The organism is Noviherbaspirillum phoenicis, assembly GCF_047237965.1.
Classification (GTDB): Bacteria; Pseudomonadota; Gammaproteobacteria; order Burkholderiales; family Burkholderiaceae_D; genus Noviherbaspirillum_A.
The window spans coordinates 332,352-352,966 of sequence record NZ_JBDFLX010000001.1 but is presented as its reverse complement, the minus strand read 5'-3'; the positions used below and the strand labels follow the sequence as shown (position 1 = coordinate 352,966).

Sequence of the window (20,615 nt, the reverse complement as noted above, 5' to 3'; positions counted from 1 at the left end):
CCGGCCTGTGCTGGGAAAACCGCCATTCTAGCGCCTGCGCCGCCCGGCATCCATGCGGCCGCGGCCCGGGTCAGGGCGCGGCAACCGCGCCTGGACTGCTAGAATTGACCCTTTATCCAGTTCGCCACTCTCTTTTACCCGAACGCATTTCCCTATGAGCCAGCCACAGCCGCGCAAGCTATTCGTCACGACCGCCCTGCCCTACGCCAACGGCGCATTCCATATCGGCCACATCATGGAGTACATCCAGGCCGACATCTGGGTGCGTTTCCAGCGCATGCAGGGCAACGAAGTCAACTTCGTCGGCGCCGACGACGCGCATGGCGCGCCCATCATGATCGCCGCCGAAAAGGCGGGCGTGACGCCGCAGGAATTTGTCGCCCGCATCGCCGCCGGCCGCAAGCAATACCTGGATGGCTTCCATATCGCCTTCGACAACTGGCATTCCACCGACGGCCAGGAAAACCACCAGCTGTCACAGGACATCTATCGCCGGCTGCGCGACGACGCCAAGCTGATTTCAGTGAAGACCGTCGAGCAGTTCTTCGATCCGGTCAAGAGCATGTTCCTGCCCGACCGCTACATCAAGGGCGAATGCCCGAAGTGCCATGCGAAAGACCAGTACGGCGATTCCTGCGAAGTCTGCGGCGCGGTCTACGCGGCCACCGAGCTGATCAACCCGTATTCCACCCTGACCGGCGCGACGCCGGTGATGAAGTCGTCCGAGCACTATTTCTTCCGCCTGTCCGACCCGAAGTGCCGCGACTTCCTGCGCGAATGGGCGCTGGACGACAAGCGGCTGCAGCCGGAAGTGGCCAACAAGGCGCGCGAATGGCTGGAAGGCGATGACGGCCTGGGCGACTGGGACATCAGCCGCGACGCGCCCTACTTCGGCATCGAGATCCCGGACGCGCCGGGCAAGTATTTCTATGTCTGGCTGGATGCACCAATCGGCTACCTGGCCTCGCTGAAGAACTACTTCGCCAAAACCGGCCGCGACTACGACGCCTTCATGGCCGACCCGTCCACCGAGCAATATCATTTCATCGGCAAGGACATCACCTATTTCCACACCCTGTTCTGGCCGGCGATGCTGCATTTCGCCGGCCTGAAGGTGCCCAACAATGTGTTCGTGCACGGCTTCATCACGGTCAGCGGCGAGAAGATGTCGAAGTCGCGCGGCACCGGCATCTCGCCGCTGCGCTACCTGGAAGTCGGCATGAACCCGGAATGGCTGCGCTACTACATCGCGGCCAAGCTGTCGGCCAAGGTGGAGGACGTGGACTTCAATCCGGAAGACTTCATCGCCCGCGTCAACAGCGACCTGATCGGCAAGTACGTCAACATAGCCAGCCGCGCCGCCGGCTTCATCACCAAGCGCTTCGACGGCCGCGTGACTTCGGACTGGGCCAATGCGGCAGACCCGTTCCTGGCGCGCCTGCGCGAGGCCGGCGCCACGATACAGGCGCTGTATGAAGGCCGCGAGTACGGCAAGGCGCTGCGCGCGGTGATGGAGGAAGCCGACGCGGTGAATGCCTATGTCGACGCCAACAAGCCCTGGGAACTGGCGAAGAATCCGGAAAACGGCGCGCTGCTGCAGGAAGTCTGCAGCCGCCTGATCGAGGCGTTCCGCATCCTGACCATCTATCTGAAGCCGGTGCTGCCGGCGCTGGCGCAGCAGGTCGAAACCCTGCTCAATGTCGGGCCGCTGCAATGGTCCGACGTCGGCACGCCGCTGCCGACCGGCCATCAAATCAACACGTATTCCCATCTGATGACACGGGTCGAGCCCAAGATGCTGGACGCACTGTTCGACGCCCCCGCCGCCCCCGCCGCCCCCGCCGCACCGGCCGCAGCGCCGGCCGACGAAGCGCCGGCCGCTGCCGGCATCGAGCCGCTGGCGCCCGAGATCAAGATCGACGACTTCGCCAAGATCGATCTGCGCATTGCGCTGATCGTCGACTGCGCCGCCGTGGACGGCTCGGACAAGCTGCTGCGCCTGACGCTGGATGTCGGCGAAGGCCGCATGCGCAATGTATTCTCGGGCATCAAGTCGTCCTACGATCCGGCGCAGTTGGTTGGCAAGCTGACGGTGCTGGTGGCCAATCTGGCGCCGCGCAAGATGAAGTTCGGCATTTCCGAAGGCATGGTGCTGGCGGCATCGGCGGCCGACGAGAAGGCCGATCCCGGCATCTACATCCTCAATCCGTGGCCGGGCGCCAAGCCCGGCATGCGCATCCGCTAAGCCATGGGCCTGGTGCTGCGCGAAGCCACGCTGGCGGACGCCACGCTGCTCGCTGAACTGACGCGGGCCGCGTGGCGCCAGACCGTGGCCGTGACGTCGAGCGGCCATCGCGAGACCGCTGTGCAGGTGGCGGAGCATCTACAGCGTGGCGGCGGCTTCATCCTGCTGATCGACGAGCAGCCGGCCGGCGCGGTGCGCTGGCTGCCGGTGGACGGCGATGCCGACGTGTGGGAAATCCTGCGCATGGGCGTGCTGCCCCGCTACCGCGGACAGAACCTGTCGCAGCATCTGCTGGAAGCGGTAGTGCACCATGCCCAGTCATGCGGCGTTGAAGAGCTGAGGCTCGCGGTGCGGTCGGACCAGGCCCGCCTGCTCGACCTGTATGCCGCCTACGGCTTCGAACTTGCGCCCGAGCTCGAATACGGGCATGCCAACCCGGTGGAGCCGGCGCCCACGGTCATGCGGCGCCGCCTGAAGCGCTGACGGCGGAGCGTCCCGGGTTTCCCGGCCGCACCGCCGCGCAGGCTCTTAATAATTCGCCTGCGGGTCGGGCGATGCCGAGGTGCCGGTCACACGGCCGGTCGCGCGGTCGAAATGCACATTGAACATGCGGGTTTTCTGCGTGGCGTCGAGGTAGCGCCAGTCCCACACTTCCTCGTTCTTCAGCTTGAATTCCGCCACGCTCTTGGGTTTGCCCAGCAGGCGCCGGACCGCGTCCCGGCTCATGCCGGGTTTGATTTTCCCGAAGGTCTCCTCGGTCAGCACCTGTCGGTAATCCACCAGCTTGCCGCTGCGGTCGATCTCGAACATCCAGGTGCGGCTGCCTTCCGGCCCTTTCGGATATTCCAGCGTGCGCGCGCCGCTTTCCTCTTCCCACACCGTATCGGGTTGTCCCATCACGCCGCGCACGTCGGCCTCGGTGGAAATGCCTTTCGCCAGTTTATCCAAGCCAAACTCCTGTATCGGACGTCCTTCCCGGTCGCAGGCGCCGAGCGACAGCAGGCAGGCCAGCGCCAGCAGTCCCGCAAGCAATGTTTTCATAGACTCTCCCGTGACGAAATCCTGCAACACTCAGGGTAGAATAGCGCCTGTTTCCATCCCACACCTTGTTTAAAACCCCATGAAACCCAGCAAGAAGCAGCAAGGCTACCAATCCGAACTGACCCAGTTCCTGTCCACCCTCAAACAGCAGAACCCGAATCTGGAAGCGTCGCAGCGCGAAGGCCGCGCCCGCCTGTGGGACCAGCCGGCGCTCGACCTCGACACCCAGGACCGCCTGAATGCGTCCCGCGTGCGCCAGAAGCCTTACGTCTACCAGAACACCTGATCGTTCTGTGATGAGCGTCGACACCGCCCTGGCGCCCGACAGCATCGCGGCGGACCCGGCGCACGACGACCTGCCGCTGGCACGGCTGTACGGCGAGCCGCTGCTCAAGCTGCCCAACGACCTGTACATCCCGCCGGATGCGCTGGCCATCTTCCTCGATGCCTTCGAGGGGCCACTGGACCTGCTGCTCTACCTGATCCGCAAGCAGAACTTCAACATCCTCGACATCCCGATGGCGCAGGTCACCCGCCAGTATCTGGGCTACATCGAGCAGGTGCGGCTGCATAATCTGGAGCTGGCGGCTGAATACCTGCTGATGGCGGCCATGCTCATCGAGATCAAGTCGCGCATGCTGCTGCCGGTGAAGAAGGCCGACGACGAGGAAGCCGCCGACCCGCGCGCGGAACTGGTGCGGCGACTGCTCGAATACGAGCAGATGAAACTGGCCGCGCGCCAGATCGATGAACTGCCGCAGATCGGCCGCGACACCGTGGCGGCCCAGATCCACATCGAGCAGAACCTGGTGCTGCGCTGGCCGGAAGTGAATGCGGCGGACCTGCAGGCAGCCTGGGCCGACCTGCAAAAGCGCGCCCGGCTGGTAGCGCATCACACGATCAATCGCGAAACGCTGTCGGTACGCGCCCATATGACGGGCATCCTGCGGCGCCTGCAGTCGGCGCGCTTCGTCGAGTTTTCCGATTTGTTTCAGCCGGAAATGGGCGTGCCGGTGCTGGTCGTCAATTTCATTGCATTGCTGGAGCTGGCCAAGGAAACCCTGATCGAAATCACCCAGGCCGAGGCGTTCGCGCCTATCTATGTGCGGCTATCCTATACACCAAGCTGAAATCTTTCCGGCCGCGGATCGCGGCGCATTCAAGAAGGCCGATTCATGAAAATCATTTCCTCCATCGACGAGTTGCGCGACCAGATGCGCGGCCAGCTGCGCACCGCCTTCGTGCCCACCATGGGCAATCTGCATGAAGGCCATCTGTCGCTGATGCGGCTGGCGCGCAAGCATGGCGACCCCATCGTCGCCTCCATCTTCGTCAACCGGCTGCAGTTCGGGCCGAACGAGGACTTCGACAAATATCCGCGCACTTTCCATGCCGACGTCGAGAAGCTGGAAAAGGAAGGCGTCTATGTGCTGTTCGCGCCGACTGAAAAGGATCTGTACCCCGAGCCGCAGCAGTTCCGCGTCAGCCCGCCGAACGACCTTGGCGGCATCCTGGAAGGCGAATTCCGGCCGGGCTTCTTCGTCGGCGTCACCACGGTAGTGCTGAAGCTGTTTTCCTGCGTGCAGCCCAGGGTGGCCGTGTTCGGCAAGAAGGATTACCAGCAGTTGATGATCGTGCGTAATATGTGTCGCCAGTTCGCGCTGCCGACCGAGATCGTCGCCGCCGAAACCTACCGGGCCGAGGATGGCCTGGCGCTGTCGTCGCGCAATGTCTACCTGTCGGAGCCGGAGCGGACCGAAGCGCCGGCGCTGTACCGGACCCTGAATGAAGTGGCGGCGGAAGTGCGCAAGGGGCAGCCGGACATCTTCACGCTGGAACGCGACGCGATGGCCCGCCTGGCCGACCGTGGCTGGAAGCCCGACTACATCTCCATCCGCAAGCGCATCGACCTGCAGCCGCCTTCGGCTGGCGATATCGCCCAGGGCGAGCCGCTGGTGGTACTGGCCGCCGCCAAGCTGGGTGCAACCCGCCTGATCGACAATCTCGAAATCTGAGCCTGCCGGCAACGCCGGAGGTCGTTCAGAGCCAGGCCTTGCGGGGCAGTGAACGACCTCCAGCTGCGTTTCCCTTCCTGCCGCCCCCTGCCCACTCGTCCCTCCTACTGCCTTTTTTCCGAAGGCGAAAAATTTTCATTGCATATCAACCACTTGGGATTTTGACACCCTGCTTATCAACAGGGTAGCCCACACATTCTGTGGAAAACTCGGGCCTTTTCCCCATGCTGGCTGGTGTGCTGGCTGCGTCGCTTGCCGACGGCATCGCGCCTGATGCCAGCCGGCTCGCTGCGCCGAACTGACCATTTTCTCGCCTGCACGGATTAGTCCTTGTCTATCAATGACTTGCATTTTTTGCATCCGGCTTATCCACAAACTAGCCCACATATTTTGTGGAAAAAACTTCTGCAAATCGGGAACAAAGTTATGCACCGCTCAATAAATATTCGTGCCGATGGCAAAAAAATATTTCCCATATGAATCAGCAACTTGCCAACTAGCCCACAGACTTACTCACAGAGTTAATCACATAAATTGTGGATAAGTATCTCCCATAAAAAAGCCCGCCTCCGGAGAGGCGGGCTTGCTGGGTGAGCCAGTTCAGGCGGCGGCTTTGTCGAAACTCAGTTCGCCATTGCTGACGTTGACGTCGATGACATCCTTCGGTCCGAACTTGCCCTGCAGGATCGCCTTGGACAGCGGATTTTCGATTTCCTGCTGAATTGCCCGCTTCAACGGCCGGGCGCCATACACCGGATCGAACCCGGCCTCTGCGATCTTCTGCAATGCCGCGTCGCTCATGTGCAGCCCCATGTCCATCTTCGCAAGGCGCTGTTCCAGCACTGCCAGCTGGATCTTGGCGATGGCGCCGATGTTCTTCTCGTCCAGCGCATGGAACACCACGATCTCGTCGATCCGGTTGATGAACTCCGGCCGGAAATGGCCGCGCACCTCGGCCATCACCGCCAGCTTCACCAGCGCCGGGTCGCTGTCTTCCATCGACTGGATCTTGTGCGAACCCAGGTTGGAGGTCATTACCACTACGGTGTTCTTGAAGTCCACCGTGCGGCCCTGGCCATCGGTCATGCGGCCGTCGTCCAGCACCTGCAGCAGCACGTTGAACACGTCCGGATGCGCCTTCTCGATCTCGTCGAGCAGGATCACGCTGTAGGGCTTGCGCCGCACCGCCTCGGTCAGGTAGCCGCCTTCCTCGTAGCCGACATAGCCCGGCGGCGCGCCGATCAGGCGGGCCACCGAATGCTTCTCCATGAATTCGCTCATGTCGATGCGGATCAGCGCCTCTTCGGTGTCGAACAGGAAGCTGGCCAGCGCCTTGCACAGCTCGGTCTTGCCGACGCCGGTCGGGCCCAGGAACATGAAGGAACCATACGGCCGTCCCGGATCGCCCAGGCCGGCGCGCGAGCGGCGGATGGCGTCCGACACCGCGACGATGGCCTCGTGCTGGCCGATCACCCGCTTGTGCAGCTCATCTTCCATGTGCACCAGCTTGTCGCGCTCGCCCTGCATCATCTTCGACACGGGGATGCCGGTCGCGCGCGACACCACTTCGGCGATTTCCTCGGCGCCCACCTGGGTGCGCACCAGCTGCGGCTTGCCCGGGGTGACTTCGTCGGCATCGGCCTGCTTCAATTGCGCTTCCAGCTCGGGCAGGCGGCCGTACTGCAGCTCGGAGACTTTCTGCCAGTCGCTCTTGCGCTTGGCCTCCTCCATCTGCAGGCGCACCTTTTCCAGCTCTTCCTTGATGTGCTTGCTGCCCTGCACCGCCGCCTTTTCCGACTTCCAGATTTCCTCCAGGTCGGCATATTCCCGCTCCAGCCGGCCGATCTCCTCCTCGATCAGGCCGAAGCGGCGCTGCGATGCCTCGTCGGCTTCCTTGCGCACCGCCTCGCGCTCGATCTTCAGCTGGATCAGGCGACGGTCGAGCTTGTCCATCACTTCCGGCTTGGAATCGATCTCGATCTTGATCTTGGAAGCGGCTTCGTCGATCAGGTCGATCGCCTTGTCGGGCAGGAAGCGGTCGGTGATATAGCGGTGCGACAGCTCGGCCGCGGCGACGATGGCCGGGTCGGTGATGTCCACGCCATGATGCACCTCGTAGCGCTCCTGCAGGCCACGCAGGATGGCGATGGTGGCTTCCACGCTGGGCTCGTCCACCATGATCTTCTGGAAGCGCCGCTCCAGCGCGGCATCCTTCTCGACGTACTTGCGGTATTCGTCCAGCGTGGTGGCGCCGACGCAGTGCAGCTCGCCACGGGCCAGCGCCGGCTTGAGCATGTTGCCGGCGTCCATCGCGCCTTCGGCCTTGCCGGCGCCCACCATGGTGTGCAGCTCATCGATGAAGACGATGGTCTGGCCTTCGTCCTGCGCCAGCTCCTTCAGCACCGCCTTGAGCCGTTCCTCGAATTCGCCGCGGTACTTGGCGCCGGCCAGCAAGGCCGCCATGTCCAGCGACAGGACCCGCTTGCCCTTCAGGCTGTCGGGCACCTCGCCATTGACGATGCGCTGGGCAAGGCCTTCGACGATGGCGGTCTTGCCCACGCCCGGCTCGCCGATCAGCACCGGATTGTTCTTGCTGCGCCGCTGCAGCACCTGGATGGCGCGGCGGATCTCGTCGTCACGCCCGATCACCGGGTCAAGCTTGCCCTGGCGGGCGCGCTCGGTCAGGTCCATCGTGTATTTCTTCAGCGATTCGCGCTGCCCTTCGGCATCCTGCGAATTGACGTTGCCGCCGCCGCGCACCGCGGTGATCGCGGCTTCCAGCGCATTGCGGGTCAGGCCGTTTTCACGGGCCAGGCGGCCGGCCTCGGACTTGTCCTCGGTGAGGGCCAACAGCACCATTTCGCTGGCGATGAACTGGTCGCCATGCTTCTGGGCTTCCTTGTCGGCCAGGTTCAGCAGCGACAGCAGTTCGCGGCCGATCTGCACCTCGCCGCCGGTGCCGCTGACCTTGGGCAGGCGCTGCAGGGCGCTCTTGAGGCCGCTGGTCAGGCCGCCGATATTGGCGCCGGCCCTTTGCAGCAGCGAACGGCTGCCGCCGTCATCCTGGTTCAAGAGGGCGATCAGCAGATGCACCGGGTCGATATATTGATTGTCATTGCCCACGGCCTGGCTTTGCGCGTCGGCCAGGGCTTCCTGGAGTTTGGTAGTGAGTTTGTCGAGTCGCATCGTAATGCTCCTGATAGTTTTAATCTAAGCGACAAATTGGGCTGTTGATTCGCTTTTCAAGCGTGTGCCGCAAGCGCCGGCTGCAGTCACTGTAGCGGCTGCCCGGTGACTGCCTGGTTGATATAGGTCAAGCGCCACGGTATGACGCGCGGCTGACCGCTACCGCGACCCGGTCTTTAAAGAGAGAAATTTGGAGGCGGAAAACAGGCTGCATCGACAGGGGCCATGCCCTGCGGATTCAGCCCGCCAATGCGCGGTATGCGGCGAACCCGGCGATGCAGCAGGCGATCGAGCCGACCAGGTGGAGCGCGATATGACCCAGCGCCCAGCCGTACTGGCCGCGCTGGAGCAGGATCATCGATTCAGCGGAGAAGGTGGAAAAGGTCGTCAGGCCGCCAAGGAAGCCGGTGACGGCGAACAGCCGCCATTCAATCGGCAAGCCGGGGAAGCGCTCGAAGAACGCGACGGCGATGCCGATCAGAAAACCGCCGGCCAGGTTGGCCACCAGCGTGCCGTAGGGCAGGATGGCATGTACGGTATTGAGCGCGATGCCGAGCAGCCAGCGCAGCCAGGCACCGAGCGCGGCGCCTATTCCGACCGCAAGCCAGCTCACGCGGCCGGCTCCGACCACCTGCGCAGCGCGGCTTCGTCGCTGCTGCGGGCGTCCACCCAGCGCGCGCCGTCGGGCGTCTGCTCCTTCTTCCAGAACGGCGCTTCGCTCTTCAGGTAGTCCATGATGAATTCGCAAGCGGCAAACGCCTCGCCGCGATGGGCGGACAAAGTCACCACCAGCACGATCTGCTCCTGCGGCAGCAAGGGTCCGACGCGGTGGATCACCAGCGCATCGGCCAGGTTGAAACGCACCCTGGCGCGCGCGACGATGTCTTCCAGCGCCTTCTCGGTCATGCCGGGATAATGCTCCAGCTCCATCTCGGCCACGCTGGCGCCTTCGTTGATGTCGCGCACGGTGCCAATGAAGGTGGCCACCGCGCCCACGTCGGGCCGGCCTGCGCGCAGCTGGCGCACCTCGGTGGACAAATCGAAATCCTCGGTCTGCACGCGTACCGGCATGGTTTGCTCCGCTTGAATCAGCCGCCGGTCACTGGCGGAAAGAAAGCCACTTCACAGCCTTCGGACAGCGGCGTGGCCTCGTCCGCCATCTGCTGGTTGCAGGCCATGCGCAGCGCGCGACCCGGCGCCAGCGCCGCCGCCCACGCCTCGCCGCGCTCGCGCAGGTGGCTGCGCAATGCGCCCACGGTATCGACCTCCCGCGGCAGCTCCAGCGTTTCCTGCGACGTGCCAAGCGCCTCGCGAATGCTGGCAAAAAAGCGCAACTGTATCTTCATGACAGGTAGAGCATCTGGTTGAACGGAACGAAGCGCACCAGGTCGCCGGGCGCAATGGTCTGGCCGGGCGGATTGTCGATCAGGCCATCGCCCCAGACGGTGGAGGTGAGCACACCTGAACCCTGGTTGGGGAACAGGTCCAGGCCGCCATTGGCGTTGATTCTGGCGCGCAGGAATTCATTGCGGCGGTCGGCCCTGGGCCAGGCGAAGTCGGCACGCAGCATGAAGCCGGCCGGCGCCGCATCGGCCATGCCGGCCAGGCGCCGGATGAAGGGCCGCACGAACAGCAGGAAGGTCACGAAGGAAGACACCGGATTGCCCGGCAGGCCGAGGAAGAAGGCGCTGTCTCCGGCATTGCCGTTGCGGCTGACTTCGCCGAAGGCCAGCGGCTTGCCCGGCTTGACCGCGATCTGCCACATGTTGAGCCTGCCTTCCGCCTCCACCGCCGGCTTGATATGGTCTTCCTCGCCGACCGACACGCCACCGGAGGTGATGATCAGGTCATTGCCTGCGGCCGCCGCGCGCAGCGTATCGCGGGTGGCCTGCAGCGTATCCGGCACGATGCCGTAGTCGGTGATCTCGCAGCCGAGATTTTCCAGAAGGCCGCGCAAGGTGTAGCGGTTGGAGTTGTAGATCGCGCCCGGCGCCAGCGGCTCGCCCGGCATCGCCAGTTCGTCGCCGGTGAAGAACACCGCCACCCGCGGCCGGCGCAGTACCGGCAGTTCGGCCAGGCCCACCGAGGCCGCCAGTCCCATTTCCTGCGCCCGCAGCAGCGTGCCCGCGGGCAGGATTACGCTGCCGGCGCGGATGTCCTCGCCGGCGCGGCGGATCCAGGCGCCGGCTTGCGGCGCCGCATTGACCTGCACCAGGTCGCCATCGGCCTCGCAGGCTTCCTGCATCACCACCGCATCGGCGCCGGGCGGAATCATCGCGCCGGTGAAGATGCGGGCAGCGGTACCGGGCTGCAATGGCTGGCCGACATGGCCAGCCGGGATGCGCTGCGATACCGGCAGCCGCGCCGCGCCGCTGGCGCAGTCGGCGGCGCGCACCGCATAGCCATCCATCTGGGTATTGTCGGCCGGCGGCACGTCGAGCTGCGAGTACTGGTCGGCCGCCAGCACGCGGCCGTTGGCCTGCAGCGTGGACACGGTTTCGGTGTCGGTCAGCGGGCGCGCCGCGCCCATCAGAAAATCGAGCGCCTCGCGCACGGTCAGCATGGGTCTGGCATTCATGGTCGCTTCCTAGAGTCCGGTATGGACGGCGATGTACTGCTTGACCTGGGCGGCGTCGGCCGGCATCACCACGAAGCGCTGCGGTAGCGACTCGATGTTCTCGAAGCCGTGCGGGCGTTCCGCGTCATGGCCCAGCGCTTCCTGGATGGTCTCGTTGAACTTGGCCGGCAGCGCGGTCTCGAGCACGATCATGGGCACGCCCGGCTTGATGCACTCCCGCGCCACCTTCACGCCGTCGGCGGTGTGGGTGTCGATGGTCACGCCGTAGCGCGCATGCACGTCGCGTATCGTCGCCAGCCTGTCCTGGTGGATGGACTTGCCGGACACGAAGCCGTACTGCGCCACTTTGGCGAATTCGTCGCCGTCGCTGCCCGGGCCGCCCGACAGGTCGAAGCCGCCGTGGGTTTCCACCTTCCGGAACAGCGCCGCCACCCGCTCGCCATCGCGGCCCAGCAGGTCGTAGATGAAGCGCTCGAAGTTGGACGCCTTGCTGATGTCCATGCTGGGGCTGGTGGTGTGATAGGTCTCGGACGACTTGCGCACACGGTAGATGCCGGTGCGGAAGAATTCATCCAGCACATCGTTCTCGTTGGTGGCCACCACCAGCTGGTCGATCGGCAGGCCCATCATGCGCGCGATGTGGCCGGCGCAGACATTGCCGAAATTCCCGGATGGCACGGTGAACGACACCTTCTGCTCGTTCGACGTGGTGGCCAGCAGGTAGCCGCGGAAGTAGTACACCACCTGCGCCACGACGCGCGCCCAGTTGATCGAATTGACGGTGCCGATCTTCTGCGCGCCCTTGTAGGCCAGGTCGTTGGACACCGCCTTGACGATGTCCTGGCAGTCGTCGAACACGCCTTCGACCGCGATGTTAAAGATGTTCTCGTCCTGCAGGCTGAACATCTGGGCGGTCTGGAAGGCGCTCATCTTGCGGTGCGGCGACAGCATGAACACCCGTATGCCCTTCTTGCCGCGCATCGCATATTCGGCCGCGCTGCCGGTGTCGCCCGAGGTCGCGCCGAGGATGTTGAGCTCGGCATTCTGGCGGCTCAGGGTGTATTCGAACAGGTTGCCCAGCAGCTGCATGGCCATGTCCTTGAAGGCCAGCGTCGGGCCATTGGACAGCGCCTGCAGCATCAGCTTGCCGCCATCCTTTTCCTCCAGCGTGCACAGCGGCGTGATCAGCGCGGCATCCTCGCCCTCCCGGCCGTTGCAGTACACCTCGGCGGTATAGGTTTTCTTCACCAGCGCGCGCAGGTCCTCGGCCGGGATGTCGGTGGCGAAGCGCGACAGGATCTCGAAGGCCAGGTCGGCATATGACAGCTTGCGCCAGGCATCGAGTTCGGCGCCGCTGACCTGCGGATAGGTGTCCGGCAGATACAGGCCGCCGTCCGGCGCCAGGCCGGCCAGCAGGATTTCGGAAAAGTTCTGGGCTGCGGCATGGCCGCGGGTGGAGATGTAATGCATCGGCTGTCTGGTGGCGTATAGCGTGGGGATGGCGAATTATACGGCCTTGCCCCGGCGGACGCGGGGCAAGGCCGGGGCGGCATGCGCGGACATGCCGCGCGGACTCAGGCCAGTTGCTCGAGCCGGATCCGGGTGACCCGGCCTTCCACCGTCGGCAGCGCCTCGATGCGGGCAATCGCCGCATCGACATGCTTTTCCTGGGTCTGGTGCGTCAGCAGGATGATGTCGGTCTGGGTCTCGCCCTCGCCCGGCTCCTTCTGCAGCATCGCGTCAATGGAGATGGTGGCATCGGCCAGGATGCGGGTGATATCGGCCAGCACGCCGAGCTTGTCGGCCACGCAGATGCGCAGGTAGTAGCTGGTGGTGACTTCCGACATCGGCAGCACCGGCGTGTCCGACATCGCATCCGGCTGGAAGGCCAGGTGCGGCACCCGGTGTCCGGGGTCGGCGGTGGCCAGGCGGGTGATGTCGACCAGGTCGGCGATCACGGCAGAGGCGGTCGGCTCGGCGCCGGCACCCTTGCCGTAGTAGAGCGTCGCGCCCACCGCGTCGCCCTGCACCAGCACCGCGTTCATCGCGCCTTCGACGTTGGCGATCAGGCGCTTGGACGGGATCAGCGTCGGATGCACCCGCAGCTCGATGCCGGCATCGGTGCGGCGGGCAATGCCCAGCAGCTTGATGCGGTAGCCCAGCTGCTCGGCATAGCGGATGTCGGTGGCGCTGAGCTTGGTGATGCCTTCCACGTGCGCGCGGTCGAACTGCACCGGGATGCCAAAGGCAATCGCCGACATCAGGGTTGCCTTGTGGGCCGCGTCCACGCCTTCGATGTCGAAGGTCGGGTCGGCTTCGGCATAGCCCAGGCGCTGCGCTTCCTTCAGCACGGTGTCGAAGTCCAGTCCCTTGTCGCGCATCTCGGACAGGATGAAGTTGGTGGTGCCGTTGATGATGCCGGCCACCCATTCGATGCGGTTGGCCGACAGGCCTTCGCGCAAGGCCTTGATGATGGGAATGCCGCCGGCCACTGCCGCTTCGAAGGCAACCATCACGCCCTTGTCCTGCGCGGCGCGGAAGATCTCGGTACCGTGGATGGCGAGCAGCGCCTTGTTGGCCGTGACCACGTGCTTGCCATTGGCGATGGCCTTCAACACCAGCTCCTTGGCAATGCCATAGCCGCCGATCAGCTCGACCACGATGTCGATGTCGGGATGGTTCACCACGAGGTTCGCATCGTCGACCACTTCGCACTGGCCATGGGTCAGCTCGGTGGCGCGGGCCGTGTTCAGGTCCGCCACCATCACAATCTCGATGCCGCGGCCGGCGCGGCGGCGAATCTCTTCCTGATTGCGTTTGAGGACGTCAAAGGTGCCGCCGCCGACGGTGCCTATGCCTAACAAGCCTACTTTGATGGGTTTCATGGTGATTCCGGACTCTGGTGACAAATGATTGGGGATGGGAATGGCGCCGGCATCGGCCGGCTACCTGCAGCAAGCGCGGACCGCCGGCCCGCCTTGCCTGTGCGCTCGTTATGCGATGCTGTGGCGCCGCCGGTAGCCGTCGAGGAAGCGCGCAATGCGGCCGACCGCTTCGGTCAGGTCGTCGGTGTTGGGCAGGAACACGACGCGGAAATGGTCCGTGGTCGGACAGTTGAAGCCGGTGCCCTGCACGATCAGCACCCGCTCCTCCGCTAGAAGTTCATAGGCGAATTGCTGGTCGTCCGCGATCGGGTACATCTTCGGATCGAGCCGCGGGAACATGTACAGCGCTGACTTCGGCTTGACGCAGGTGACGCCCGGGATGTCGGTCAGGAGCTTGTGCGCCAGATCGCGCTGGCGCAGCAGCCGGCCGCCCGGACGCACCAGGTCGTCGATGCTCTGATAGCCACCGAGCGCGGTCTGGATGGCGAACTGGCCGGGCGCATTCGCGCACAGCCGCATCGACGCCAGCATGTTCAGGCCCTCGATGTAGTCCTTCGCATGCTTCTTCTCGCCCGACACCACCATCCAGCCGGCGCGATAGCCGCAGGAGCGGTAATTCTTCGACAAGCCGTTCAGGGTGATGAACAGCACGTCGTCGGCCAGCGAGGCCAGCGAGGTATGGGTGTTGCCGTCGTACAGGACCTTGTCGTAGATCTCGTCGGCAAACACCACCAGCTGGTGCTTGCGTGCCAGTTCGACAATTTCCTTCAGCAGGTCGACGGAGTACAGCGCGCCGGTCGGGTTATTCGGATTGATCACCACGATGGCCCGGGTATTGGGCGTGATCTTCTTCTTGATGTCCTCGATATCGGGCATCCACTCCGACTGCTCGTCGCAGACATAGTGGACCGGCGTGCCGCCGGACAGGCTGACCGCCGCGGTCCACAACGGATAATCGGGCGCCGGCACCAGCACTTCGTCGCCGGTGTTGAGCAGCGCATTCATGCTCATCACGATCAGCTCGGAGGCGCCATTGCCCAGGTAGATGTCGTCGATGGTGACGCCGGTAATGTTCTTCTGCTGGGTGTAGTGCATCACCGCCTTGCGCGGCGCGAACAGGCCCTTGGAATCGGTGTAGCCGGAAGCATTGCCCATGTTGCGGATCATGTCCTGCACGATCTCGTCCGGCGCGTCGAATCCGAAGGCGGCCAGGTTGCCGATGTTGAGCTTGATGATCTTGTGACCATCCTCTTCCATCTGACGTGCCTTTTCCAGCACGGGACCACGGATGTCGTAACAGACGTCTGCCAGTTTCCTGGATTTCTGAATCGGTCGCACGGGGCGCTTCCTTGAAAGGTGGGGCGGTCAGGCTGATTGCTGCGCCGCGATAAAAGGGCCATTTTGCCGAAAGCAACTGGTTTTATCAATCGATACCGAAAGTCCGGAGATCGAAAACCGTTACAATGCCCCTCATTTCCGCCTGTGTGCCGGCACCCGACATGGCCGGCCCATTCATCTCATGAAGCTACACGCCACCTCCACCCAGCAATACCAGACCGTCACCGCCTACGACGAGAGCGGCGTCGAGATCAATGCCGTCCAATTTCACAGCAGCCTAGTTGTCATGCCCGAAATGGCGCCGGTCGACTGGCCGGTCAGGTCCTTCGATGCCCTCACCGCTGAAGATTTCCAGCGCATCGACGCCCTTTCGCCCGATGTCGTGATCCTCGGCACCGGCGCCCGCCAGCGCTTCATCCATCCGAAACTGATCGCGTCGCTCAATACGCGCCGGGTCGGCGTCGAAACCATGGACAACCAGGCGGCATGCCGGACTTACAACATCCTGATGGCCGAGGGCCGGAAAGTGGCGCTGGCCCTGATCCTGGAAACATCGCAGGGCTGAAAATCCGCTCACCTGCACAGGCCCGTCCGCATGCCGATGGCTGCCGGAACCGCCTGAACGATGTTGAACTTGAAACCCGGAAATCCGGCCCAACATGGCCTGCATTCCCGGGCGGCCGCCACCCGGCGACGATCGCCCGAACGGTGAACGTTCTCCCTGCTGGCCCGCTCTATGGCTTTGACCGACGCCCATCGGCCGGCAAACATCGACGTAACAACAGGAGAACACTGTGGTAGAGAGCCCACCTGCGCTGCACGATATCGTGCCTGATTTTTCTGCCGCCATGACCAGCGGCCAGACTTTTCACCTTGCAGACTATCGGGGCAAGAACATCGTTCTGTACTTCTATCCCAAGGACAATACGCCAGGCTGCACGACGGAAGGCATCCGTTTCCGCGAACTGTATCCGGAGTTCCAGCAGGCCAATGCCGAGATCTTCGGCGTCAGCCGCGACAGCCTGCGCTCCCACGAGAGCTTTCGCAGCAAGCTTGCGATGCCCTTTCAACTGATTTCGGATCCCGATGAAGCCGTCTGCAATCTGTTCAATGTGATCAGAAGCAAGACCATGTATGGAAAAGCCGTGCGCGGCATTGATCGCAGCACATTCATCATTGACGCTTCCGGGCGATTAGTGAAAGAATGGCGTGGAGTGAAAGTGCCCGGGCATGTTGATGAAGTGCTCGAATTCGTGAAGGCTATCCATTAATTCGCTCGATACGTTGAAGCCTAAAAGAAACCTCAGTCCAGAGCCGTTTGAAGAAAAGGAGCCTTCCTTTTCCAAAACGGCTTTTTGCATTCTGCGGTACCGCAGCCATTCCATGCACTACCCCGCCAACCGTCCCTCCTGTCCGTTCGCCCACCCGGCTGACGGGCTGCGGACATCCTAGATTGAGGTCCTGATGCCCCTTCCGAAACTACCTACCAAGCCTGCAACGCTGCTATCCCCGAGCGATTATCCCAAGGCGGAAAAAGGCAAGACCGTCAAGCCATCGATCAAGCTGCTTGAACCTGCCGCCACGCCTGCCAAGCCTGAACCCGCGCCTGTCACCCGCGCCAAGCTGCCCGAACCCGCCGCGGCCAAATCGCGCCCGAAGGTATTGAAGGCGGTCGAAACCCGCGCCAAGTCCAGCACCAGCCGCGCCGCCGACAAGGCTGGCAGCACCAAGCTGTTCGTGCTCGACACCAATGTGCTGATGCATGATCCGACCTCGCTGTTCCGCTTCGAGGAACACGATGTCTATCTGCCGATGATGACATTGGAAGAACTGGACAACCACAAGAAGGGCATGTCCGAAGTGGCGCGCAATGCGCGCCAGGTGTCGCGCTCGCTCGACGCGCTGGTTGCCGACATCGATGACAATGCGATCGACGATGGCATCCCGCTGGCAAAGCTGGGCAACAAGGATGCCCGCGGCCGCCTGTTCTTCCAGACCAAGCTGCAGAATATCGAGCTGCCCGAAGGCCTGCCGGTGGGCAAGGCCGACAACCAGATTCTCGGCGTGGTGCGCGCGCTCGAAGCGCAGTATCCGGGGCGCGCGATCGTGCTGGTGTCCAAGGACATCAACATGCGCATCAAGGCGCGTGCGATGGGCCTGCCGGCGGAAGAGTATTTCAACGACCATGTGCTGGAAGACACCGACCTGCTGTACTCCGGCATCCTGCAATTGCCGGACGACTTCTGGACCAAGCATGGCAAGGGCATGGAGTCCTGGCAGGAGAGCAAGAACGGCACCGGCTATACCTATTACAGGCTGACCGGTCCGCTGGTGCCGGCGATGCTGGTCAACCAGTTCGTCTACATGGAGCCCAGCAATGGCGAGGCGTCGTTCTATGGCAATGTCACGCAGATCAACGGCAAGACCGCCGTCATCCGCACCCTGCGCGACTACAGCCACAACAAGAACAGCGTCTGGGGCATCACTGCACGCAACCGCGAGCAGAACTTCGCGCTGAACCTCTTGATGGATCCGGAATGCGATTTCGTTTCGCTGCTGGGACAGGCCGGCACCGGCAAGACCCTGCTGGCATTGGCCGCCGGCCTGACGCAGGTGCTGGAGACCAAGACCTACAACGAAATCATCGTGACCAGGGTCACCGTGCCGGTCGGCGAAGACATCGGCTTCCTGCCTGGCACCGAAGAGGAAAAGATGTCGCCCTGGATGGGCGCCTTCGACGACAACCTGGAAGTGCTCAACAAGTCGGATAACGATGCCGGCGAATGGGGCCGTGCCGCCACCCAGGACCTGATCCGTTCACGCATCAAAATCAAGTCGCTCAACTTCATGCGCGGCCGCACCTTCGTCAACAAGTACCTGATCATCGACGAGGCGCAGAACCTAACGCCCAAGCAGATGAAGACCCTGATGACGCGCGCGGGTCCTGGCACCAAGATCGTCTGCCTGGGTAACATCGCGCAGATCGATACGCCTTACCTGACCGAAGGCTCGAGTGGACTGACCTATGTGGTGGACCGATTCAAGGGCTGGTCGCACGGCGGCCATGTGACGCTGGCACGCGGCGAGCGGTCGCGCCTGGCAGACCATGCGAGCGAGGTGCTGTAGCCGCAATGAAGGCGGGACTTGCTCCCGCATCCAAAGAAGTCACTGACTACTCAACGTCAACCGGGCCGGCGAATTGCATTCGAAGGCCCGGTTTTTTTTCAGGGCTGCGGTTGCCAGATCATTGAAGACCACAATGACCGTATCGCCATGCGCTTCCCATGCACGCACGGCCTTTGTGACTTCGTCGGCCGGTAGGTATCAAGCGCATTGGCCGTCACGCCGGAAAGTGCGGCAAGCTTATTCCAGCCAGGTCACAGAGGCATTGTGCCGATTGCGATGCATCGACCTGACCGCCGAGGACGGTCATGATATCCGCACCGCCAGTTGAGGATGAATGTGCCGAGCTTGGCTGCATAAGGATTTTCCCCGGAAAATGACATAAAAAATGCGCCAGGCAAGTGGCGCATTTTTCATCTTGTTCCCGCGTAGGCCTGCTACCGGATGCACGCAGTTTAAAGAATCAGCGTGCCTATCCACCATGCAATCGCCGCCATGAAGGCCGAAGCCGGGATCGTGAAGATCCAGGCCCAGACGATGTTGCCGGCCACGCCCCAGCGCACCGCCGACATCTTCCTGGAAGCGCCGACACCGACGATGGCGCCGGTAATGGTGTGCGTGGTCGATACGGGCACGCCCAGTGCGGTTGCCAGGAACAGCGTGATCGCGCCCCCCGTCTCGGCGCAAAAGCCGCCGACAGGCTTTAACTTGGTGATCTTCTGGCCCATGGTCTTGACGATGCGCCAGCCGCCGAACAGCGTGCCCAAGCTAATGGCGGTGTAGCAGGAGATCACGACCCACCATGGCAAGTGCTCATCCGGCGAGGAGGCACCGGCGGCGATCAGCAGCATCCAGATGATGCCCATGGTCTTTTGCGCGTCGTTGCCGCCATGCCCCAGGCTGTACATCGAGGCAGACAGCAGCTGCATGCGGCGGAACCACTTGTCGACCCGGCGCGGCGTTGCCCGCACGAACAGCCAGGACACCAGCACCATCATCAGCGAGCCGAAGATGAAACCCAGCAGTGGCGACAGTACGATGAACAGAATGGTCTTGAGCAGTCCGCCGGCGATCAGGGAACCGGTGCCAGCCTTCGCGACAGCGGCGCCCACCAGGCCACCGATCAGCGCATGTGACGAGGACGAAGGAATACCGTAATACCAGGTGATCAGATTCCATACGATGGCGCCAACCAGCGCGCCGAACACCACATAGTGGTCGACTACGGCGGGATCGATCGTGCCCTTCCCCACCGTCGTCGCCACTTTCAGCTGAAACACCAGAATCGCGACGAAGTTGAAGGCGGCGGCCATGGCCACTGCAGTCTGCGGCTTGAGCACGCCGGTCGATACCACGGTGGCGATTGCATTGGCGGCATCATGGAAGCCGTTCATGAAATCGAATATCAGCGCCAGCGCAACAAGGAATGCGAGAGCATAAATGCTGATCTGTAGAGTTTGCATAATTGTTCTTGGGATTCTATTGAGGCAGGCGAACGCCAGGGGATGGCGCTCGCCGGAGGGGGCGGCATGCAGCCGCCGGCGCCTGAAAACGTCAGGCGTTTTCGACGATGATGCCTTCCAGGATATTGGCCACGTCCTCGCAGCGGTCGGTCACGGTTTCGAGGATCTCGTAAATGGCCTTGAGCTTGATCAGGTTGCGAACGTCGGGCTCGTCGCGGAACAGCTTGGACATGGCGGCGCGCATCACATGATCGGCATCCGATTCCAGGCGGTCGATCTCGGCGCAGATGGCGAGAATTTCGCGCGAATTGTCCATGTTGTGCAGCAGCGCGACGCCGGCGCGGACCTTTTCCGTGCAGGCCAGGCACAGTTCGGCCAGGCGCTTGGCTTCCGGCGTGGTGTTCTTGATGTCGTACAGGGAGATCGTCTGCGCCGCATCTTCGAGCAGGTCGAGGATGTCGTCCATGCGGGTAATGAGCTGATGGATGTCATCGCGGTCCAGCGGCGTGATGAAGGTCTTGTGCAGCATTTCCAGCGTGTTGTGGGTGACCTTGTCAGCCTGCTTCTCGATGCCTTCAATGGCATGCACCCGGTTTTCCAGGTCATCGAAGCTGGTCATCAGCGCCACCATCTCGCGCGCGCCCTTGACGCACAGGTCGGCATGCTGAATGAACAGCTCAAAAAATTTGCCCTCGTTGGGCATCAGACGTCCAAACATGATTGTTTCTCCAGATAAAAAGG

The 20,615-nt window shown here is 63.0% G+C and carries 19 protein-coding genes; 8 read left to right on the top strand and 11 right to left on the bottom strand.

The window, feature by feature from the left end:
* Window positions 1-154: 154 nt before the first annotated feature.
* Together metG and ABC383_RS01585 are read left to right on the top strand one after the other, a co-directional pair.
* A complete protein-coding gene (metG, locus tag ABC383_RS01590) occupies window positions 155-2,245 on the top strand; it encodes a methionine--tRNA ligase (protein WP_413011350.1) in 2,091 nt (696 codons plus the stop codon).
* A gap of 3 nt (window positions 2,246-2,248) precedes the next feature.
* Complete coding sequence (locus ABC383_RS01585; protein WP_413011348.1) at window positions 2,249-2,728, top strand: GNAT family N-acetyltransferase; 480 nt, start codon at window positions 2,249-2,251, stop codon at window positions 2,726-2,728.
* A gap of 45 nt (window positions 2,729-2,773) precedes the next feature.
* Here the strand turns inward: ABC383_RS01585 and bamE are convergent, their stop codons facing one another.
* Window positions 2,774-3,286: an outer membrane protein assembly factor BamE domain-containing protein gene (bamE, locus tag ABC383_RS01580; RefSeq protein WP_413011346.1), complete on the bottom strand. Its 513-nt coding sequence runs from the start codon at window positions 3,284-3,286 to the stop codon at window positions 2,774-2,776.
* Between the two features lie 79 nt (window positions 3,287-3,365).
* Here bamE and ABC383_RS01575 point away from each other — a divergent pair, with 79 nt between their 5' ends.
* The 3 genes from ABC383_RS01575 to panC are packed head-to-tail and all read left to right on the top strand — an operon-like array spanning window position 3,366 to window position 5,301.
* Window positions 3,366-3,572, top strand: a complete 207-nt coding sequence (locus tag ABC383_RS01575) for a DUF3460 family protein (protein ID WP_413011344.1) — start codon at window positions 3,366-3,368, stop codon at window positions 3,570-3,572.
* A 10-nt stretch (window positions 3,573-3,582) separates the two neighbouring features.
* Window positions 3,583-4,416 carry a segregation and condensation protein A gene (locus ABC383_RS01570; protein WP_413011342.1) on the top strand — a complete coding sequence of 278 codons (834 nt, stop codon included), beginning with the start codon at window positions 3,583-3,585 and terminating at the stop codon, window positions 4,414-4,416.
* 45 nt (window positions 4,417-4,461) lie between these two features.
* Window positions 4,462-5,301 (top strand): pantoate--beta-alanine ligase, encoded by an 840-nt coding sequence (gene panC, locus ABC383_RS01565; RefSeq protein WP_413011340.1) that lies wholly within the window; start codon window positions 4,462-4,464, stop codon window positions 5,299-5,301.
* Between the two features lie 600 nt (window positions 5,302-5,901).
* On the opposite strand, the gene clpB is transcribed toward panC, so the two are convergent.
* The 8 genes from clpB to ABC383_RS01525 form a co-directional block, all read right to left on the bottom strand.
* Window positions 5,902-8,487, bottom strand: coding sequence for an ATP-dependent chaperone ClpB (gene clpB, locus ABC383_RS01560; protein WP_413011338.1), 2,586 nt, complete (start codon window positions 8,485-8,487; stop codon window positions 5,902-5,904).
* Window positions 8,488-8,725: 238 nt separating this feature from the next.
* A complete protein-coding gene (gene crcB, locus ABC383_RS01555) occupies window positions 8,726-9,100 on the bottom strand; it encodes a fluoride efflux transporter CrcB (protein ID WP_413011336.1) in 375 nt (124 codons plus the stop codon).
* On the bottom strand, window positions 9,097-9,558 hold the full coding sequence (gene moaE, locus ABC383_RS01550) for a molybdopterin synthase catalytic subunit MoaE (RefSeq protein WP_413011334.1): 462 nt from the start codon (window positions 9,556-9,558) through the stop codon (window positions 9,097-9,099). The genes crcB and moaE overlap by 4 nt, the downstream gene beginning before the upstream one ends.
* 17 nt (window positions 9,559-9,575) lie before the next feature.
* Complete coding sequence (gene moaD / locus ABC383_RS01545; protein WP_413011332.1) at window positions 9,576-9,833, bottom strand: molybdopterin converting factor subunit 1; 258 nt, start codon at window positions 9,831-9,833, stop codon at window positions 9,576-9,578.
* Entirely contained in the window at window positions 9,830-11,065 is a 1,236-nt protein-coding gene (locus tag ABC383_RS01540) for a molybdopterin molybdotransferase MoeA (protein WP_413011330.1), read from the bottom strand. The genes moaD and ABC383_RS01540 overlap by 4 nt, the downstream gene beginning before the upstream one ends.
* A gap of 9 nt (window positions 11,066-11,074) precedes the next feature.
* Window positions 11,075-12,535, bottom strand: coding sequence for a threonine synthase (gene thrC / locus ABC383_RS01535; RefSeq protein ID WP_413011328.1), 1,461 nt, complete (start codon window positions 12,533-12,535; stop codon window positions 11,075-11,077).
* 104 nt (window positions 12,536-12,639) lie between these two features.
* Window positions 12,640-13,950 (bottom strand): homoserine dehydrogenase, encoded by a 1,311-nt coding sequence (locus ABC383_RS01530; protein WP_413011326.1) that lies wholly within the window; start codon window positions 13,948-13,950, stop codon window positions 12,640-12,642.
* A gap of 108 nt (window positions 13,951-14,058) precedes the next feature.
* Window positions 14,059-15,288 carry a pyridoxal phosphate-dependent aminotransferase gene (locus ABC383_RS01525; protein ID WP_413011324.1) on the bottom strand — a complete coding sequence of 410 codons (1,230 nt, stop codon included), beginning with the start codon at window positions 15,286-15,288 and terminating at the stop codon, window positions 14,059-14,061.
* Between the two features lie 181 nt (window positions 15,289-15,469).
* On the opposite strand from ABC383_RS01525, the gene ABC383_RS01520 reads away from it, so the two are divergent.
* The 3 genes from ABC383_RS01520 to ABC383_RS01510 all read left to right on the top strand — a co-directional run bounded on the left by ABC383_RS01520 (window position 15,470) and on the right by ABC383_RS01510 (window position 18,414).
* Window positions 15,470-15,853, top strand: coding sequence for an Mth938-like domain-containing protein (locus ABC383_RS01520; protein ID WP_413011322.1), 384 nt, complete (start codon window positions 15,470-15,472; stop codon window positions 15,851-15,853).
* Window positions 15,854-16,082: 229 nt separating this feature from the next.
* A complete protein-coding gene (locus ABC383_RS01515; RefSeq protein WP_413011320.1) occupies window positions 16,083-16,559 on the top strand; it encodes a peroxiredoxin in 477 nt (158 codons plus the stop codon).
* A 193-nt stretch (window positions 16,560-16,752) separates the two neighbouring features.
* Window positions 16,753-18,414 carry a PhoH family protein gene (locus ABC383_RS01510; RefSeq protein WP_413011318.1) on the top strand — a complete coding sequence of 554 codons (1,662 nt, stop codon included), beginning with the start codon at window positions 16,753-16,755 and terminating at the stop codon, window positions 18,412-18,414.
* 452 nt (window positions 18,415-18,866) lie between these two features.
* On the opposite strand, the gene ABC383_RS01505 is transcribed toward ABC383_RS01510, so the two are convergent.
* The gene (locus tag ABC383_RS01505; RefSeq protein WP_413011316.1) at window positions 18,867-19,874 is read right to left on the bottom strand and encodes an inorganic phosphate transporter; all 1,008 of its coding nucleotides are present in this window, start codon (window positions 19,872-19,874) and stop codon (window positions 18,867-18,869) included.
* A gap of 91 nt (window positions 19,875-19,965) precedes the next feature.
* Window positions 19,966-20,592 carry a DUF47 domain-containing protein gene (locus tag ABC383_RS01500; RefSeq protein WP_194713508.1) on the bottom strand — a complete coding sequence of 209 codons (627 nt, stop codon included), beginning with the start codon at window positions 20,590-20,592 and terminating at the stop codon, window positions 19,966-19,968.
* Between the last annotated feature and the right edge of the window lie 23 nt (window positions 20,593-20,615).

Bases quoted from the DNA above. Each gene is read 5' to 3' on its own strand.
- metG (WP_413011350.1), top strand. From the start codon at position 155: ATGAGCCAGCCACAGCCGCGCAAGCTATTCGTCACGACCGCCCTGCCC.
- ABC383_RS01585 (WP_413011348.1), top strand. From the start codon at position 2,249: ATGGGCCTGGTGCTGCGCGAAGCCACGCTGGCGGACGCCACGCTGCTC.
- bamE (WP_413011346.1), bottom strand. From the start codon at position 3,286: ATGAAAACATTGCTTGCGGGACTGCTGGCGCTGGCCTGCCTGCTGTCG.
- ABC383_RS01575 (WP_413011344.1), top strand. From the start codon at position 3,366: ATGAAACCCAGCAAGAAGCAGCAAGGCTACCAATCCGAACTGACCCAG.
- ABC383_RS01570 (WP_413011342.1), top strand. From the start codon at position 3,583: ATGAGCGTCGACACCGCCCTGGCGCCCGACAGCATCGCGGCGGACCCG.
- panC (WP_413011340.1), top strand. From the start codon at position 4,462: ATGAAAATCATTTCCTCCATCGACGAGTTGCGCGACCAGATGCGCGGC.
- clpB (WP_413011338.1), bottom strand. From the start codon at position 8,487: ATGCGACTCGACAAACTCACTACCAAACTCCAGGAAGCCCTGGCCGAC.
- moaE (WP_413011334.1), bottom strand. From the start codon at position 9,558: ATGCCGGTACGCGTGCAGACCGAGGATTTCGATTTGTCCACCGAGGTG.
- moaD (WP_413011332.1), bottom strand. From the start codon at position 9,833: ATGAAGATACAGTTGCGCTTTTTTGCCAGCATTCGCGAGGCGCTTGGC.
- ABC383_RS01540 (WP_413011330.1), bottom strand. From the start codon at position 11,065: ATGAATGCCAGACCCATGCTGACCGTGCGCGAGGCGCTCGATTTTCTG.
- thrC (WP_413011328.1), bottom strand. From the start codon at position 12,535: ATGCATTACATCTCCACCCGCGGCCATGCCGCAGCCCAGAACTTTTCC.
- ABC383_RS01530 (WP_413011326.1), bottom strand. From the start codon at position 13,950: ATGAAACCCATCAAAGTAGGCTTGTTAGGCATAGGCACCGTCGGCGGC.
- ABC383_RS01520 (WP_413011322.1), top strand. From the start codon at position 15,470: ATGAAGCTACACGCCACCTCCACCCAGCAATACCAGACCGTCACCGCC.
- ABC383_RS01510 (WP_413011318.1), top strand. From the start codon at position 16,753: ATGCCCCTTCCGAAACTACCTACCAAGCCTGCAACGCTGCTATCCCCG.
- ABC383_RS01505 (WP_413011316.1), bottom strand. From the start codon at position 19,874: ATGCAAACTCTACAGATCAGCATTTATGCTCTCGCATTCCTTGTTGCG.
- ABC383_RS01500 (WP_194713508.1), bottom strand. From the start codon at position 20,592: ATGTTTGGACGTCTGATGCCCAACGAGGGCAAATTTTTTGAGCTGTTC.